General features: G+C 54.5%; 17 protein-coding genes. 16 read left to right on the top strand and 1 reads right to left on the bottom strand.

Going from position 1 to position 15,138, the window contains the following annotated elements; translation table 11 throughout:
- The first annotated feature begins 120 nt into the window (after positions 1 to 120).
- The 16 genes from Q0Y09_RS09570 to Q0Y09_RS09495 all read left to right on the top strand — a co-directional run bounded on the left by Q0Y09_RS09570 (position 121) and on the right by Q0Y09_RS09495 (position 14,301).
- Positions 121 to 1,125, top strand: coding sequence for a flagellar motor switch protein FliM (locus Q0Y09_RS09570; RefSeq protein WP_297720782.1), 1,005 nt, complete (start codon positions 121 to 123; stop codon positions 1,123 to 1,125).
- Between the two features lie 10 nt (positions 1,126 to 1,135).
- Entirely contained in the window at positions 1,136 to 2,578 is a 1,443-nt protein-coding gene (gene fliN / locus Q0Y09_RS09565; protein ID WP_297720780.1) for a flagellar motor switch protein FliN, read from the top strand.
- A 63-nt stretch (positions 2,579 to 2,641) separates the two neighbouring features.
- On the top strand, positions 2,642 to 3,010 hold the full coding sequence (locus Q0Y09_RS09560; RefSeq protein WP_297720777.1) for a response regulator: 369 nt from the start codon (positions 2,642 to 2,644) through the stop codon (positions 3,008 to 3,010).
- Between the two features lie 6 nt (positions 3,011 to 3,016).
- Entirely contained in the window at positions 3,017 to 3,394 is a 378-nt protein-coding gene (locus tag Q0Y09_RS09555) for a flagellar biosynthetic protein FliO (RefSeq protein WP_297720774.1), read from the top strand.
- Positions 3,395 to 3,401: 7 nt separating this feature from the next.
- Positions 3,402 to 4,073, top strand: coding sequence for a flagellar type III secretion system pore protein FliP (gene fliP / locus Q0Y09_RS09550; protein WP_297720771.1), 672 nt, complete (start codon positions 3,402 to 3,404; stop codon positions 4,071 to 4,073).
- A gap of 14 nt (positions 4,074 to 4,087) precedes the next feature.
- Complete coding sequence (locus Q0Y09_RS09545) at positions 4,088 to 4,348, top strand: flagellar biosynthetic protein FliQ (protein WP_297720768.1); 261 nt, start codon at positions 4,088 to 4,090, stop codon at positions 4,346 to 4,348.
- 18 nt (positions 4,349 to 4,366) lie between these two features.
- Positions 4,367 to 5,134 (top strand): flagellar biosynthetic protein FliR, encoded by a 768-nt coding sequence (locus Q0Y09_RS09540; protein WP_297720766.1) that lies wholly within the window; start codon positions 4,367 to 4,369, stop codon positions 5,132 to 5,134.
- Positions 5,135 to 5,171: 37 nt separating this feature from the next.
- Entirely contained in the window at positions 5,172 to 6,242 is a 1,071-nt protein-coding gene (flhB, locus tag Q0Y09_RS09535; protein WP_297720763.1) for a flagellar biosynthesis protein FlhB, read from the top strand.
- 75 nt (positions 6,243 to 6,317) lie between these two features.
- Positions 6,318 to 8,414: a flagellar biosynthesis protein FlhA gene (flhA, locus tag Q0Y09_RS09530; protein ID WP_297720761.1), complete on the top strand. Its 2,097-nt coding sequence runs from the start codon at positions 6,318 to 6,320 to the stop codon at positions 8,412 to 8,414.
- Positions 8,411 to 9,229: a sigma-70 family RNA polymerase sigma factor gene (locus Q0Y09_RS09525; RefSeq protein WP_297720759.1), complete on the top strand. Its 819-nt coding sequence runs from the start codon at positions 8,411 to 8,413 to the stop codon at positions 9,227 to 9,229. The genes flhA and Q0Y09_RS09525 overlap by 4 nt, the downstream gene beginning before the upstream one ends.
- Positions 9,230 to 9,264: 35 nt before the next feature.
- Complete coding sequence (locus Q0Y09_RS09520; RefSeq protein WP_297720756.1) at positions 9,265 to 10,014, top strand: flagellar hook-basal body protein; 750 nt, start codon at positions 9,265 to 9,267, stop codon at positions 10,012 to 10,014.
- Between the two features lie 18 nt (positions 10,015 to 10,032).
- The gene (locus Q0Y09_RS09515; protein WP_297720754.1) at positions 10,033 to 10,779 is read left to right on the top strand and encodes a flagellar hook-basal body protein; all 747 of its coding nucleotides are present in this window, start codon (positions 10,033 to 10,035) and stop codon (positions 10,777 to 10,779) included.
- Between the two features lie 14 nt (positions 10,780 to 10,793).
- Complete coding sequence (locus Q0Y09_RS09510; RefSeq protein ID WP_297720752.1) at positions 10,794 to 11,423, top strand: chemotaxis protein CheC; 630 nt, start codon at positions 10,794 to 10,796, stop codon at positions 11,421 to 11,423.
- Positions 11,413 to 11,895 (top strand): chemotaxis protein CheD, encoded by a 483-nt coding sequence (locus Q0Y09_RS09505; RefSeq protein ID WP_297720749.1) that lies wholly within the window; start codon positions 11,413 to 11,415, stop codon positions 11,893 to 11,895. The genes Q0Y09_RS09510 and Q0Y09_RS09505 overlap by 11 nt, the downstream gene beginning before the upstream one ends.
- Positions 11,896 to 11,925: 30 nt before the next feature.
- Positions 11,926 to 12,840 (top strand): chemotaxis protein, encoded by a 915-nt coding sequence (locus Q0Y09_RS09500; protein ID WP_297720746.1) that lies wholly within the window; start codon positions 11,926 to 11,928, stop codon positions 12,838 to 12,840.
- A 159-nt stretch (positions 12,841 to 12,999) separates the two neighbouring features.
- On the top strand, positions 13,000 to 14,301 hold the full coding sequence (locus Q0Y09_RS09495; RefSeq protein WP_297720744.1) for an EAL and HDOD domain-containing protein: 1,302 nt from the start codon (positions 13,000 to 13,002) through the stop codon (positions 14,299 to 14,301).
- Positions 14,302 to 14,351: 50 nt separating this feature from the next.
- Here the strand turns inward: Q0Y09_RS09495 and Q0Y09_RS09490 are convergent.
- The coding region (locus Q0Y09_RS09490; protein ID WP_297720741.1) for a late competence development ComFB family protein at positions 14,352 to 15,138 on the bottom strand (787 nt) is incomplete at its 5' end.

Here is a 15,138-nt window from a genome sequence, read left to right as displayed (position 1 = left end):
GGAGCAGGAGCTCCAGGGCGGCATCGCCAACTTAGAGACTACATGAGATGTTCACGTGTGGCGGGGGATGTATCCCCCGCTGACGGTACGGCGCATCGACTGAGCTTGTGAGGAACTTATATGGCAGAAGTATTATCACAAAGTCAAATAGACGCTTTACTGAGCGCAGTTCGCAGCGGCGAGAAGGATGTGAATGCACAGAGCGAGGAGCAGCAGGAGAAGAAGTACCGAAAGTACGACTTTAGCAGTCCGAGGAAGTTTACCAGAGACCGGATCAAAATGCTGAACGGGATCTTCGACAATTACTCCCGTATCATCAATTCACGGCTGAACGCCCGGCTGCGCGCCAACTGTGAGATCACTGTGGAGAGCATTGAGGAGCAGCGTTATTACGAGTTCTCAAACGCGTTGACGGAGGGGGATGTGCTGGCCCTGATCGATGTGGCGGTCAAGGGGAAGCACGAGGACACCCCGGCGATGCTGTATCTTTCCACGACAACGGCGCTGAGTATGATGGACCGGATGCTCGGCGGTGATGGAGCGATGGATGAGTCCATCGCCTCCGATTACAGCTACACGGACCTGGAGCTGCGGCTGTATGAAGAGCTGGTCCGGGACATGATCTCCGTGATGGGTGGAAGCTGGGAGAACTACATTCCCATTGCGTTTTCTTACAATAGAACCGATATCAATCCGACGCTGAGTCAGATCATCGGGTTGGATGAGATCGTCATTATTGTTGACATGAAAATGCAGTTCAGCAATATCTCCGGCAGAATGAGCATCTGCCTGCCGGGAGAGATCCTCACCAATATTTTTGCTGAGATGAGCCGGGAAAACCCTGTACGGAGAGCGGCAGTGGAGAGCAAATCCAACGAGATTTTTGACAGTCTGCGTGACTCGCGCCTGGAGATCGTATCGGTTTTGGGAGAAACGCAGCTTTCGTTGAGTGACATTTACCACTTGAATGTTGGGGATGTAATTGATCTGGGGCGTTCCAAGGAATCCTCGATTTACCTGGACATCGGCGGATATCACTGGTTTGCCGGCAGAATGGGAACCCACAAAAAAAATATAGCGGTCAGGATTGATGAGGTACTCGATCAGGCCGAACAAAAGGAGTGAATAGGCGGGCATGGAGAAAAAACTGTTCAGCCCGATGGAAATTGACGCCATTGGGGAAATGATGAATATCAGCCTTGGCTCCTCGGCCACAGCGGTTTCCAATATGCTGGACCACAGGGTGGATATTACAACGCCGCAGGTATCGGTGGTGGATGTCGCCGATTTTTCCATTGGCAATCTGGAGCCGGCCATGGGCGTCGAGATCAAGTATGTGGAGGGGCTCGAGGGCTCCAACATCATGTTGCTGCGCCGCAGCGACATCAAGGTGATCGTCGATATCCTCATGGGTGCGGAAACGCCGGATGAGGAATTTGAGCTCAATGAGCTGACCATCAGCGCCGTCTGCGAGGTCATGAATCAGATGATGGGCGCGGCCTCTACGGCATTGTCGGACTTCCTGGGATTCCCGGTCAACATCTCCACACCGACGCCTTTTGAACTGGAAAATCTGGACGAGTTCAAGGAGGCGCATCTGCCGCAGGGCGCTGACACCATTGTGGTCGTGCGCTTTTCTCTGAAAATCGAGAATACGCTGGAGAGCGAGTTCATGAACGTCATGAGCGTATCTCTTGCGAAGGAGCTGCTGCAAGCATTGGGCCTGGAGGAAGACGTTGAGGAGAGCGCGCCAGTCGCCGCGCCCTCCGGCGCTCCGGGGCCGGAAGCCGCCGGCAGCAGCCGGCAGATGAGCCAGGAAGAGATCGAAAAGCTGCTCTCAGGCAATGCGGGCGGCATGCAGCAGCCGGAGCCGCCGTCTGCGGGCAGCCGGCAGATGAGCCAGGAGGAAATTGAGCAGCTGATGACGGGCGGTTACAGCAACAACCAGCCGCCAGCAAGCCAGGCGCCGGCAGAGGCCGGCGGCAGCCGGCAGATGAGCCAGGAGGAGATCGAGAAGCTGATGGCCGGCGGTACGGCGGGACTTCCCTCTCAGGCGCCGTCCGGTGCGCCGGCGCCGCAGACGGCTGTACCTCCGCAGCAGGGCTATCCCTTCCCCCAGACGTCCGAGCAGGGAGGCTTTCCGCCTGATGCAGGGAGAATGGGATATCCGCCGCCGTATTATCCCCCCTACCCGTATCCCTACCCCTATCCGCCCCAGCAGCCGATGACCCAGTCGCCCGACCCGAAGGTGATCGCAACGAAGCCGGTCCCCATGCCGGAAATGGATGTATCTCAATCGCTTGGAAAAGAACAGGCCCAGAACCTGGATCTGATTATGGAGGTTCCTGTTCAGGTGACTGTGGAGATCGGACGGACACAGCGCAAGGTTCAGGACATTCTGGAATTCAATAAGGGGTCGCTTGTGGTGCTGGATAAGCTGGCCGGCGATCAGGTGGATCTGTTTGTGAATGGAAAGTGTATCGCGAAAGGTGATGTTGTGGTAATCGACGATAACTTTGGCGTTCGTATCACGGAGATCGTCCAGAAGTATGACGGCGATGAAAACTCGAGAAAGTGACTGACACAGCGAGCCAAGACGGATACACCAATATAAATCAGCTGAAAAAGGATGGTTATAAGAATGGGAAAGAAAATATTGCTGGTCGACGACGCTGCATTTATGCGGAAGATGATTAAGGATACCCTGAGTAAGAACGGGTACACCGAGCTGTTTGAGGCGGAGGATGGCGCGGACGCCGTTGAGAAGTATAGCGAGATCCATCCCGACCTTGTCATCATGGACATTACGATGCCGAATATGGATGGCTTGGAGGCGTTAAAGGCCATCCGCGGGAAAGACGGGGACGCCAACGTGGTGATGTGCTCCGCCATGGGACAGGAAAGCATGGTCATGGATGCGGTCAGATCGGGCGCCAAGGACTTTATTGTCAAGCCCTTCAAGCCTGAGCGTGTGCTGAAGACGGTGAACAGTATTCTGGGCGCGCCCTGATCCCGCATGGAAAGAGGGGATATCGCCGCATTGCTCTGGCTCCTGGTAAGTGTGATCGTAATACTCGGTCTCGCCTATTGGGTGACAAAACGCCTGGCCGGAGGGAGCATGTTCGGCAATTTGGGTACAGCCGGCATGCAGTGTAAGCTGGAACTATTGGCCCGGCTCCCGCTTGGGAAAGGGCAGTCGCTGCTTGTTGTACGGACAGGCAGCCGCTGCTTTCTCCTTGGCATGGCGCAGAGCAGTATTTCTCTGCTGGCAGAATTTACGCAGGAAGAGCTGGAGTCCTGGACAAAAGAGTCGGCGGACCGGCAGGGGGGGACTGGAAATGACTTTCTCCACATCCTGCGCGACAAAATGACCAATCACGGCGAACGGAGGTGAGCGGGGATTGCCGGACGGACTAATCAATATCAATGGGGACAGCGTTCAGACCTTGGAGATCCTATTTCTCACAACGATAATTACGCTGCTGCCCTCCTTGATCGTTATGATGACATCCTTTACCCGGTATGTCATTTCCTTTTCGTTCCTTCGTTCAGCACTTGGCACCCAGCAGACGCCTCCCAACCTTGTCCTGATCGGGATCGCACTATTTTTGACGCTGTTTACCATGAGCCCCGCGATCACACAGATCCAGAAGGAAGCCTATGAACCGTATGTGGCGGAAGAGATCACGCAGGAGGAGTTTTTCAGCCGGGCGCAGGTGCCGCTGAAAGAGTTCATGCTGCGGAACACAAAACCAGCGACCCTGGAGATGTTTTGTGACCTGGCGAAGACGGATGCGCCCGAAAGGATGGATGGAGCTGCTGCGAAGGCGTTGCCCCTCCGTATCCTTGTCCCGGCCTTTATGACCTGCGAACTGCAAAGAGCATTTTTGATCGGTCTGCTTCTCTACATCCCCTTTATGCTGATCGACATTGTTGTGTCGTCCACACTGATGTCGATGGGTATGATTATGCTGCCGCCGTCTATGATCTCAATGCCCTTCAAACTTCTTTTGTTTGTGACGGTAAATGGGTGGGAGCTGCTATTTTCGAGTTTGGTACGAGGTTTCAATTAGTAGGAGGCTGAGTGATGGATACGGTCCTGGTGTCTGATGTAATGCGGGAGGCCGTCGGCGTTGCGATTAAACTCAGCAGCCCGATGCTGCTTTTGAGCATGCTGGTCGGCATGGTCGTGGCAGTTCTCCAGGCAGTTACACAGATCCATGAGCAGACGATTTCGTTCATATTGAAGCTGATCGTTGTGGTGCTGGTGCTCCTGGTCGGGGGCGGCTGGATGCTGGAAACGCTTCAGGATTACATACGGCAGATGTTTATGATTATTGCCTCGTGATGGAAGAGGTGAGTACAGATGGAGCTGAATTGGGCCCAGCTCACACTTTTCCTCTATATTATTGCGAGAATGAGTGGATTTGTCCTGTTTAATCCTCTGCTGGGACGGAAAAGCCTGCCGGGATTGTTTCGGGCGGGGCTGATCCTATCGCTGTCGGTCTTTGTGTTTCCCCTCGCACAGCAGCAAACAACGCTGCCTGACGGGGTGATAGCCCTGGCGCTCCGACTGCTTTTGGAGCTGGCGCTGGGCTTTGTGCTGGGCATGGTGATAAATTTCTTCTTCTATATTCCCCAGCTGGCCGGACTGGTCATTGACACACAGATGGGCATGACGATGAACGAGATCTATGACGCCGGCGCCCAGGCCAATATGTCTGTTACCGGCCAATTTCTGAATGTGTTGATGACGCTCCTCTTTTTTGCGGCAAATGGGCACCACACACTGCTCCGCATCATGGCTTCCTCCGGACAAATCGTTCCGTTTGGCGCGGTTTCTTTTGGGCCGGAGCTCTCCAGCGCTATGCTGTCGCTGTTTGTGGAGTGTACGGTTCTGGCTGTAAAGCTGTGTATGCCGATTTTGGCAGCAGAGCTGCTTGGCCAGATCGGCATGGGAATCCTGATGAAGGCGATCCCCCAAATCAACGTATTTTCCATCAACATCGAATTGAAGGTGCTGATTGGGCTTGCGTTGCTGTTCATACTGATAGCGCCGTTCAGCGAGTTCCTGCTGGATGCAGAAATGATGATGCTGGACAGCCTGGAAGCCGTTTTGAAATTGACCGGATGATGTGCGGCGCGATGTTGGGGGAGGGGGGGGACAGACCTTGGCGGACGGCTCTAAAACAGAAAAAGCAACCCCCAAAAAGCGACGGGATGAACGAAAAAAAGGCAATGTCTTTCTCAGCCAGGACGCAGTATCTGTCGCGACGCTGCTGGCCTCTGTGTTTGTGCTGTTCCTGATGGCGGATACCCTGGCGACTCAGCTGGGCGGCTTTTTTTCCTATTGCGTGGCCAAGTGCGGAGAGAGCGCAAGCGGTGCGGAGATACTGCGGGAGATCGGCATGCAGGCGCTTGTTGTCCTTGTGAAGACTGTCTTTCCGGTCACGCTGGTGACCGCGTTTTGCGCGGTGGCCGCCACCTTTGCGCAGACGAGATTTCTGGTGAGCGGGGAGCTGCTGCGGCCCAAGTTCAGCCGGATCAGCCCCGTACAGGGCGTGAAGCGCCTTTTTTCCCTGAGGAGCGTCATTGATGCACTCAAGGGGATTTTGAAGATCGTACTGTTGATGATTATCATTTTCTTGAGCTTAAAAAATCAGTTTCTGGAGAGTTCCAAGTATCTCTATACGGATTTGAGCGCATCGTGTGCCCACCTGTTTGACAATGGAAAACAGATGGTCTTGTGGATCATCCTCGCCTTTACCGCGCTCGCGGCTTTTGATTTTATGTACCAGTGGTGGGACTATGAGCGGCAGCTGCGGATGAGCAAGCAGGAGGTCAAAGAGGAGTACAAACAGACCGAAGGCGATCCGCAGATCAAGGGAAAAATCAAGGAGACACAGCGCAGGATGGCGCAGCAACGCATGATGCAGCAGGTTCCACAGGCCGATGTCGTCATCCGAAACCCGACGCACTTCGCAGTGGCGCTTCGCTACCGTCCAGATTCCGACGATGCGCCGGTGGTCGTGGCCAAGGGTCAGGACGAGCTGGCATTGCGGATCGCGCGCGTTGCAGAGGAGCACGGGGTCGCTGTGGTGGAAAATGTGCCCCTTGCCAGGGCGCTGTACGCCCAGTGTGAGCTGAACGGACAGATCCCGCCAGAGCTGTATGGCGCCGTGGCGGAGGTCCTGGTCTTTATTTTCAAGTTGGCAAATAAAAGCGCGGGTGTACCGCGCTGATCGATATAAAGTGTAAGACTGAGCTTCGTTTGGATTGATGTATGTTGTATATGAGAGATAGGGGGTGGGTTGAATATGAAACGTGCACTGAAAATTGCGCTGGATAATGCCGTGGCGTTAGGCGTCATTATCATCATTTTGTTTTTGTTCATCCCGCTGCCCACGTTTTTGCTTGACGTTTTATTGATTATCAATATCGGACTTTCCATCATGATCCTCATGATTACGATGAATATATCCGAAGCACTTGAGTTCTCCATATTTCCGTCGCTGCTGCTGGTGACGACGCTGTTTCGACTCGGATTGAATGTGTCCAGTACGAAATTGATCCTTTCCACCGGCTATGCGGGCGAGGTTATTCAGAATTTCGGCCAGTTGATTACCAGCGGCAATATCGTCATTGGCGTGGTGATCTTCCTGATTATTGTCCTGGTCCAGTTCATTGTCATCACCAAGGGCGCCGAGCGTGTGGCCGAGGTGGCCGCCCGCTTTACCCTGGACGCGATGCCGGGAAAGCAGATGGCCATTGATGCCGACCTGTCCTCCGGCCTAATCAATGAACAGGAGGCCCGGATACGCCGAGGAAAGATTCAAAAGGAGGCAGATTTTTACGGCGCCATGGACGGCGCAACAAAAATCGTGAAGGGTGACGCCGTCATGTCACTGATTATCACGCTGATCAATTTTGTGGGCGGTGTTATCATTGGTGTTGTGATGGGCGGCGGCGACTTTAGTTCCGTGCTTCAGAACTACTCCATCGTTACCATTGGCGACGGACTGGTTTCCCAGATGCCGGCCCTGATGATCTCCACAGCGACCGGCATGATCGTGACCCGGTCTGTCTCCGAGGGAAGCCTCAACAGGGATGTCGTCGGGCAGTTCAAGGCGCAGCCCCGTGCTTTCATGGCCACCGGCGTCATTTTGCTTTTCCTCGCGGCCATTCCCAAGACGCCCCACGTGTCTCTGGTGGTGGGCGGCGTCGCACTGATCGGTGGAGGCTATCTGATTAAGAAAAATATGGATCAGCAGCAAGCGGCCATAGAGGCGGATGCGGACGAAACGCAGGAGGAGCTTCCCCCGAGCGAGGGAGACTACTATAAGAACATTGACAATGTCTACACCCTTTTGAATGTCGAGCCCATTGAGATGGAATTCGGATATAGCCTGATTCCCATGGTGGACGAGAGCCATGGCGGAAAGCTGATTAACCGAATTGTCATTTTCCGCAGACAGTATGCGCAGGATATGGGGTTTGTGTTCCCGTCGATCCGGCTCCACGACGCATCATCGCTGGGCACAAATCAATATGTGATCCGTATCCGGGGCGAAGAGGTGGCCAGAGGAGAGATCCTGGTGGATTACTATTTGGCTCTGGAGCCGGCAAACCCATTGGGAGAGATCGACGGCATTGAGACCATTGAGCCGGCGTATGGCATTCCGTCCAGATGGATCCTGCCGGAGGACCGGGAGCTTGCGGAGGTATACGGATATACGGTGATCGATCCGCTGTCTGTCATGCTGACCCACCTTTCCGAGACGATTCGGAAGCATGCGTATGAGCTGTTGAATCGGGCAGAAACCATCCAGCTGGTTGAAAATCTGAAGCGATTTTCACCTGATTTGGTTGAGGAGGCGATACCTGGCGTCGTTTCCTATGCGGTGCTGGAAAAAGTACTCAGAAACCTGCTGAAAGAAGGCGTGCCGATCAAGGATCTGAGCACGATCATAGAGACCCTTGTAGACGGGCTGAGTCAGGGCCGGGACATTGACACCGTTACAGAGCAGGTCCGCGGGGCGCTGGCGAGGACCATCACGCGGCGCTTCTGCGAGGATGGGCAGCTGCGTGTTGTGACGCTGGATGCAGAAGTGGAGACGAAAATCGTATCCTCGCTGACCCGCAACGAGCAGGGCGTTTATCTGGCGCTCGGAGCGGACCTGATGCAGCAGATCGTCGGACAGATGGGCGAGCATATCCGTAAGTTCAACGAGCTCTCGCAGCGGCCCATCATCTTGGTCAGTCAGGTCATTCGAGGGTATTTCAGCAAAATGATTACGCAGTTTTATCCGGATGTCTATGTGCTCTCATTCAATGAGATCACGGGCTCCGTGCAAATTCAGGCGATTGGCAACATTACCATGGACACACCGGCGAGAAAGGCGGTGGGTACATGAGCGACGAGACAGTCCATGCAACGCGAACTTATACAGAGCAGGAAATTGCGGAAATGGATACCGATGACCTGTTACTGCGCTATAAACGGGACGGGGATGAAGCCCTCAAGTGGCCGCTGGTCATGCGGTATGAGGAGCTGATCCGAAATGCGGCCTTGCGCGTTCGGAGCGTATACAGCGGCTTTGCCCAGATCGACGATATCGTGAACGAGGGTATCCTGACGCTGCTGAATGCGATTGATAAATTTGAACCGGAGCGGGGCGTCAAGTTTGAAACTTATGTCTCGAAGCGAATCCGCGGAATGGTGTATGACCTTGCCCGGAAACAGGACTGGACGCCGCGCAATATTCGCCAGCGCGCTGGGGAGATCGACCATGCGATGCAGGAGCTGACCGCTTCATTGGGGCGGTATCCAACGGAGGCAGAGCTGATTACAAGCCTGGGAACGACGAAGGAACGCTACCAGAAGGATGTGGCTGGGATCGTGTTGAGCAATGTCATGTCCCTGGATATGCTTTTAGAGGTGAAGGATGCGGATGATTACAGGGTCGAGGTTCCGACCAGGGATGCCGCCGTACAGCCTGAAAAAGCATTGGAGCGGAAGGAACTGCACCGGACACTGGCAGAGGCCATCACAAAGCTGAAAAAGAATGAGCAGATCGTACTCTCGCTTTACTATGAAAAAAACCTGAGCATGAAGGAGATCGCCCAGGTGATGCAGCTCAGCAGTCCGAGAATCTCCCAAATTCATGCAAAAGCAATTCGGAAGCTGCAAGATTACATGAAACAGTACCTCCAGGGAGTGGAGATGTAGGCACACATATCATCGGAAATGCAGGGGGGTTGGAGATGTTTAAGGGCTTTTATAACCTGACTTCTTCCATGCTGACACATCAGCAGAATTTGAACGTCATTGCCAATAATATGGTGAATATTTCTACTGCGGGCTACAAGCAGGACCGGTATGTGGCCAGCACCTTTGATGAGGTGATGTATAGCCGCGTGGGCAACAAGCAGCTGACCGGGAGCGAGATCGGGCGGCAAAGCTATATCAGGGCGGCCAGCCAGATCGTTACCGACTATACCCAGGGAGTCTTGGAGCCAACGGATATTCCCCTGGACTTTGCCATCAATGGCGAAGGCTTTTTCGCCGTGCAGGACGCAGAGGGCGAGATCGCCTATACGAGAATGGGCAATTTTTCCCTGGATGACGAGGGGTATCTCTGTCTGCCGGGATATGGCCGGATGCTGGATCCTGAGATGCGTCCGATTTATCTGGGAACGGATAAGGTGTACGGCGGAGACAGCGGGCTCATCTACTATGACGATGGGGGCATAATTGGGCAGCTGGGCGTCTTCGCTTTTGACGATTTGGACGCCATGGAGCACACCGACCGCGGATTGTTCACAGGAGACAACGCCCAGGCCATTCAAAGTCCAAATGTACTGAATGGATATCTGGAGCGGTCCAATACCGATATGGTGAAGCAGATGACGGAAATGATTACATTTCAGCGGGCGTTGCAGAGCGCGGCACAGGTCTCTAAAATGTACGATCAGCTGATGAGTAAGGCAGCGAATGACGTTGGAAGACTGTAAAGGTGTGGGGATGAGAACATGAATCAGTCGTTTTTTATCGGTGCGGTAGGCGCACATCAGCAGCAAAAACGCATGGCCGTGCAGGGGAATAACGTTGCAAACATCAATACCTACGGCTTTAAGGCGGAGAAAGGCAGATTTGCTGCCCTGATGTATGATAACATAAAGGGCATTGGCGATACGGAGCTTCCTTCCGGCACCGGAGCCTGCCTGTGGGCGACAGATACGGACTTTAGACCCGGGACAGCCGTCAGTACGGGTCTGGCACAGGACTATATGATCGCTGGGGACGGCTTTTTTGCACTGGTGGATCTGGCGACCAATGAGATATCCCTGACCAGAAACGGGTCCTTCAAGGTCGCGGAGCTGCAGCGCCCCACAGACGAGCTGGACGAGTATGGGCTGCCTGTGATGGAGAAGGTCATGTACCTTTCTGATGGAGATGGGCGCTTCGTGCTGAGCAGTACAGGCGGTATGATCGAAGTGACGGACCATGCAGCGGAGCAGCCGGTGGGTATTTTCGACTATATGAATTACAACGGCATGGAGCATGTGGAAGGGACACGGTTTCTTGCTGTGGAAAAGAACGGCGGACTCCATCTGGGGAGCGGAACGCTGGTGCGCGGAATGTTGGAGGCGTCCAACGTGGACCTGGCGGATGAAATAACGAAAGTGATCGAGTCACAGCGCGCATACAGTATGGCGCTGAAGATGGTGCAGACATCTGACGAAATTGAGACGACCATCAATAACCTGCGTGGATGATGGGAGGGCAATCTATGGCAATTCAAAACTATAACGAATTGAACTCATTGGAACTTGATGCGCTGAAGGAAATTGGAAGCATTGGCACCGGCAACGCGGCGACCGCCTTATCCTCTATGATTGGAAAGCAGGTCCGGATCGAAGTGCCGGAAGTGCGTATCATGGGGTACAACGAAGCGATAGAATGGATCGGGGGACCGGAGGAGATCACCGCAGGCGTCCTTGTCAGGATCAGCGGACAGATCAGTGGGATCATGCTGTCCGTGCAGCAGTTGGATTTTGTGAATCTGGTTCTGGGCAGCATGCTGAACAAGCATGTGGAGGATTACGACGGACTGCATGAAATGGAGTGCTCTGCGCTGGTTGAGGTGGGGAATATTATGATCTCCACATTTATCAACGCCCTGAGCGGGCTGTCCGGAATCAGCATTGAACTGACGGTGCCCGCCTTTACCGTGGATATGCAGGGCGCTATTATGACTGTGCCGATGGCCGAGTATGGCGGGCAGTCGGACTATATCATGACGATCGGCGGAGATTTTGTCTGCGAAGGAAAGAAAACTCCCTGCCGGCTGCTTTTGTCCCCGGAGATCCGCTCCTTGAATTATCTGTTGGGAAAGTTGGGCGTAAGCAGTGGAAGATAAAATCGTTATTGGCATTGCCGATATGAAGATGGCAAAAGAGCACGGAATGCTGGTGACGTACGCATTAGGTTCTTGCATCGGCGTCTGTCTCTATGACGCAAAAATCAAATTGGGCGCCATGGTCCATATTATGCTTCCACTCAATATGGAGACCGGGCGCACCAATACCATGAAGTACGCTGATACTGGAATTCGAGAGACCATAAAAAGGATGGAATCCAAGGGGGCGCTGCGGAGCCGTATCACGGCAAAGATCGCGGGAGGCGCAAAGATGTTTGCCGTCAGCGGCGGGGGCGCACTTGGAAACATCGGACAGCGCAATATCGAGAGCGTGCATATGTGCCTGAAACGGGAAAGCGTCCCCATCCTCAAGGAGGATGTGGGGGGAGGCCTGGCCCGCACGCTGCTGTTTGACGTTTCAAGCGGCATGGGCTGTGTGCGCTGCTATGGCAAACCAGAACTCATTATTTGACGATGGGCTCGGAAAGGAGCGTTACGGATAATGTTGGAGGATAATAAAAAGGGTATCTTGTTGGAGTCCGGTACAAATGAGATCGAGGTCATGCAGTTTACCATTGATGGGAACCTGTATGGGATCAACGTCGCGAAAGTGAAAGAGATTCTCGTTTCTGAGCCAGTGAAGCCCATGCCGCACGCCCATCCTGCCGTCGAGGGGATCTTCAAGCCCCGTGATACCGTGCTGACAGTGGTCGATCTGCCGAAATACCTGCTTGGCGTTCCCGGCGAGAAGGTCCCGAAGGACCTGTTCATTGTCACCAACTTCAACAAAATGAATATTGCCTTCCGGGTGAATACCGTGGTGGGGATCAGCCGCATTTCCTGGAAGGATATCCAAAAGCCGGATAAGACTGTGTCTGGCGGGCAGGAGGGCGTTGCCACCGGCATCGCGCAGTGTGGGGAAGATCTGGTCACGATTCTGGATTTTGAGAAGATCGTTGCAGAAATCGCGCCGGAGACCACCATCCAGATGTCGGAAATCGACCAGCTGGGGCAGCGGGAGCGGAGCAATGCCGCGATCCTGGTCGCTGAGGATTCCGTGCTGCTCAGCAAGATGATCGAGGAGGCGTTACACAAGTCCGGCTATGTCAACACAAAGATGTTCCCGGATGGTCAGGCGCTGTGGGATTACCTGGAAACGCTCCGGGGCAGAGAGGATCTGGAGGAGTTTGTGGCGCTGATTATCACGGATATCGAAATGCCGCAGATGGATGGACATCGCCTTACAAAGCTGATTAAGGATGACAGAATGTTCAAACACATTCCCGTGATTATTTTCTCTTCGCTTATCACGGAAGAAATGCGGAAGAAGGGCAAGGAAGTTGGGGCGGACGAGCAGATGGGCAAGCCTGAGATCGGGCATTTGGTCCAGGTGATCGACCATCTGCTGTATCGGTAAGTACTGTCCCGTTCGCGGTGACAGGGAAGTCTTCCGAGGCTTCATTTTCCGGCGTACAGCGGTTTGATGGACAGGGATGTATCGGGTATATAAGCCACCTGGCGTACAGGGTGGGAAGTGCTCCCTGTATAGAAAAAGTACATTGTGGAGGTAAGCGCCATGGCCAATAAGTATATTGTGAGGCAGGCGATCAAGGATGCGAAGGGCGACATCCTTGGATATGAGATCCTGTATCACGGAGAGAATCAGGCGTTCGGCAGCGATGCCGGCGCTGCCAATGACTTCGCCGCGGCGGATACGATTTACAGCTTCCTGACTCAGAACAGCACAAAGGGATTGAAGGGGTCATTAAATTTTATGACCTTCACCACCATGCTCTTGATGAAAAAGACCCCGAAATTATTCGACAAGTCGGAGCTTGTGATCCAGATCGACGACAGCGTCATCATTCACCCGTTGTCGATGCACTTTGTGCATCAGTATGCCAAAGAGGGCTATAAAATCGCAGTCAATGAGTTCCAGTTTGCTCCGCGCTACCTGACCCTGCTGGACAGCATCGACTATATCAAGCTCAATATCCAGACGACTGCCGATCTCGCCATGCACAACACGATTGACATTGCTCACAGCATGAACAAGAAGTGCATCGTCACCAACATCCGCACCGAGGAGGAGTATAACCGGGCCGTTTCCCAGGGCGCGGACGCGCTGGAGGGGCCGTATGTTGCGGATAAGCTGACCACAAAGGCCCACAGCGGCGCCTACCTTCAGAGCAATTTCTTCCGCCTGATGGTGGCGGTGACAAAGGATGAGCCGGATGTGGATGAGATCGAGCGGCTTATCTCCATGGATGCGGGACTGACCTACGGCCTTCTGAAAATAGCGAACTCCGTATACTTTGCCCTGCGCCACCGGGCCACGACCATCCATCAGGCCATCATGACCCTTGGACTGGGCCAGTTGAAGCAGTGGATCTATCTCCTCAGCGCCAGCAACACAAGCGAGCAGGTGGACCCCGGAACGGAGGAATTTTTGAAGCTGTCCTTCATGCGGGCCAACTTCTGCGGCGAGCTGATGAAGTATGCGGTGGACATGCCGATCTCCAAGTCGGAAGCCTATCTGATGGGAATGTTCTCCACCCTCAATCATTTGATCGAAGCGCCGCTGGAGGAGATCCTGAACGAGGTTCCAGTCGCCGAGGAGATCAAGGCGGCGCTGCTCCGGAAGGAGGGCCGCTGCGGAAAGCTGTATGAGCTGGTTTTGAGCTATGAGGCGGCGAATTGGAATGCCATCAGCAGCCTGGCCGAAGAATTGGGTATTCCCAATCAGGTGCTCACCAACGTGTATTTTGTGTGCATGGAAAACGTGAATGTCTTGTGGGAGCAATTAAATCACTCCTATGTGGAGTCAGAGCCAGAACCGAGTTCCGCTGAGCCGCAGGAAAAAAAGCCTGGCATTTAATGCCAGGCTTTCTGCGCGCTGTGCGTATGGGGGCAAAAGGGCAAATCGGCTTACTGCTCCGGGTCATGGCGGGGATTTTCCAGGACTTCTTTGCAGGCGAACAGGATCTGGGCGGTGATGGAGGCGCTGAACCGGCTCTCGTACATCGCAAGCCGGGGGCGAATGTTGTTTTTCGGCATGACGACGTATTGGGGCGGCAGATGATTCAAGGCCAGGGCGATGACGTCTTTCCGACACTGTTCACAGCGGCAGAGACCGAAAAGGGAAATGTATTTCTCCGACATTTCGTCTACCAGCATCTCCATGATGTTGACAATCACCGTTGCATCGCCGGGATCGGGCGTCTTTACAGCGTCGGACCTCTCATCTGCGGGGCTGGAAGCCTCTGCCGACGGGGTCTGACACTCCGGGGCGTCCTCCTGTGAGACGGCGTCCGGCTCGTCCTCAGCGCTGTCCAGCGGGTCCTCATTGGGAATGACCGGCTCGGAAGGGGCGGCTTCCTCGGGCTCTTCCTCGGGCTCTTCCTCCGGCTCTTCCTCGGGCTCTTCCACGACGGGGGCGGGCGGCTCCTCCGGGGGCGCGAGGGCGGCGGCGGGCTCTGCGTGGGACGGCTTTTCCGACGCCGTCTCTGCGGCGGGCTCTGCGGGCTCCTCCGGCTGGACCGGCGGGGACTGCGGCGGCGCATCCTCCGCAGCAGGCGCGGCGGGTGCGAGTGTGGGCTCCTCCGCGGCAGGCGCGGCATGGTTTTCCATAGCCTCCTCCTGCATCAGGCTTGCTTCCAGCGCGTCCTTGATCTTGGAGGCCACAGCGATGTCATTCTGGATGGAGGCGATGATG

Origin of the sequence: Intestinimonas sp. (genome assembly GCF_026169115.1) — a bacterium.
Taxonomy (GTDB): Bacteria; Bacillota; Clostridia; order Oscillospirales; family Oscillospiraceae; genus Intestinimonas.
This window is presented reverse-complemented; position numbering and strand designations above follow the sequence as displayed.

What these genes read in the sequence shown, in the direction of transcription:
- Q0Y09_RS09525 (WP_297720759.1), top strand. Translation starts at nt 8,411, where the DNA reads ATGAGCGACGAGACAGTCCATGCAACGCGAACTTATACAGAGCAGGAA.
- Q0Y09_RS09495 (WP_297720744.1), top strand. Translation starts at nt 13,000, where the DNA reads ATGGCCAATAAGTATATTGTGAGGCAGGCGATCAAGGATGCGAAGGGC.
- Q0Y09_RS09545 (WP_297720768.1), top strand. Translation starts at nt 4,088, where the DNA reads ATGGATACGGTCCTGGTGTCTGATGTAATGCGGGAGGCCGTCGGCGTT.
- Q0Y09_RS09500 (WP_297720746.1), top strand. Translation starts at nt 11,926, where the DNA reads ATGTTGGAGGATAATAAAAAGGGTATCTTGTTGGAGTCCGGTACAAAT.
- Q0Y09_RS09560 (WP_297720777.1), top strand. Translation starts at nt 2,642, where the DNA reads ATGGGAAAGAAAATATTGCTGGTCGACGACGCTGCATTTATGCGGAAG.
- Q0Y09_RS09510 (WP_297720752.1), top strand. Translation starts at nt 10,794, where the DNA reads ATGGCAATTCAAAACTATAACGAATTGAACTCATTGGAACTTGATGCG.
- Q0Y09_RS09515 (WP_297720754.1), top strand. Translation starts at nt 10,033, where the DNA reads ATGAATCAGTCGTTTTTTATCGGTGCGGTAGGCGCACATCAGCAGCAA.
- flhA (WP_297720761.1), top strand. Translation starts at nt 6,318, where the DNA reads ATGAAACGTGCACTGAAAATTGCGCTGGATAATGCCGTGGCGTTAGGC.
- fliN (WP_297720780.1), top strand. Translation starts at nt 1,136, where the DNA reads ATGGAGAAAAAACTGTTCAGCCCGATGGAAATTGACGCCATTGGGGAA.
- Q0Y09_RS09570 (WP_297720782.1), top strand. Translation starts at nt 121, where the DNA reads ATGGCAGAAGTATTATCACAAAGTCAAATAGACGCTTTACTGAGCGCA.
- Q0Y09_RS09540 (WP_297720766.1), top strand. Translation starts at nt 4,367, where the DNA reads ATGGAGCTGAATTGGGCCCAGCTCACACTTTTCCTCTATATTATTGCG.
- Q0Y09_RS09520 (WP_297720756.1), top strand. Translation starts at nt 9,265, where the DNA reads ATGTTTAAGGGCTTTTATAACCTGACTTCTTCCATGCTGACACATCAG.
- Q0Y09_RS09555 (WP_297720774.1), top strand. Translation starts at nt 3,017, where the DNA reads ATGGAAAGAGGGGATATCGCCGCATTGCTCTGGCTCCTGGTAAGTGTG.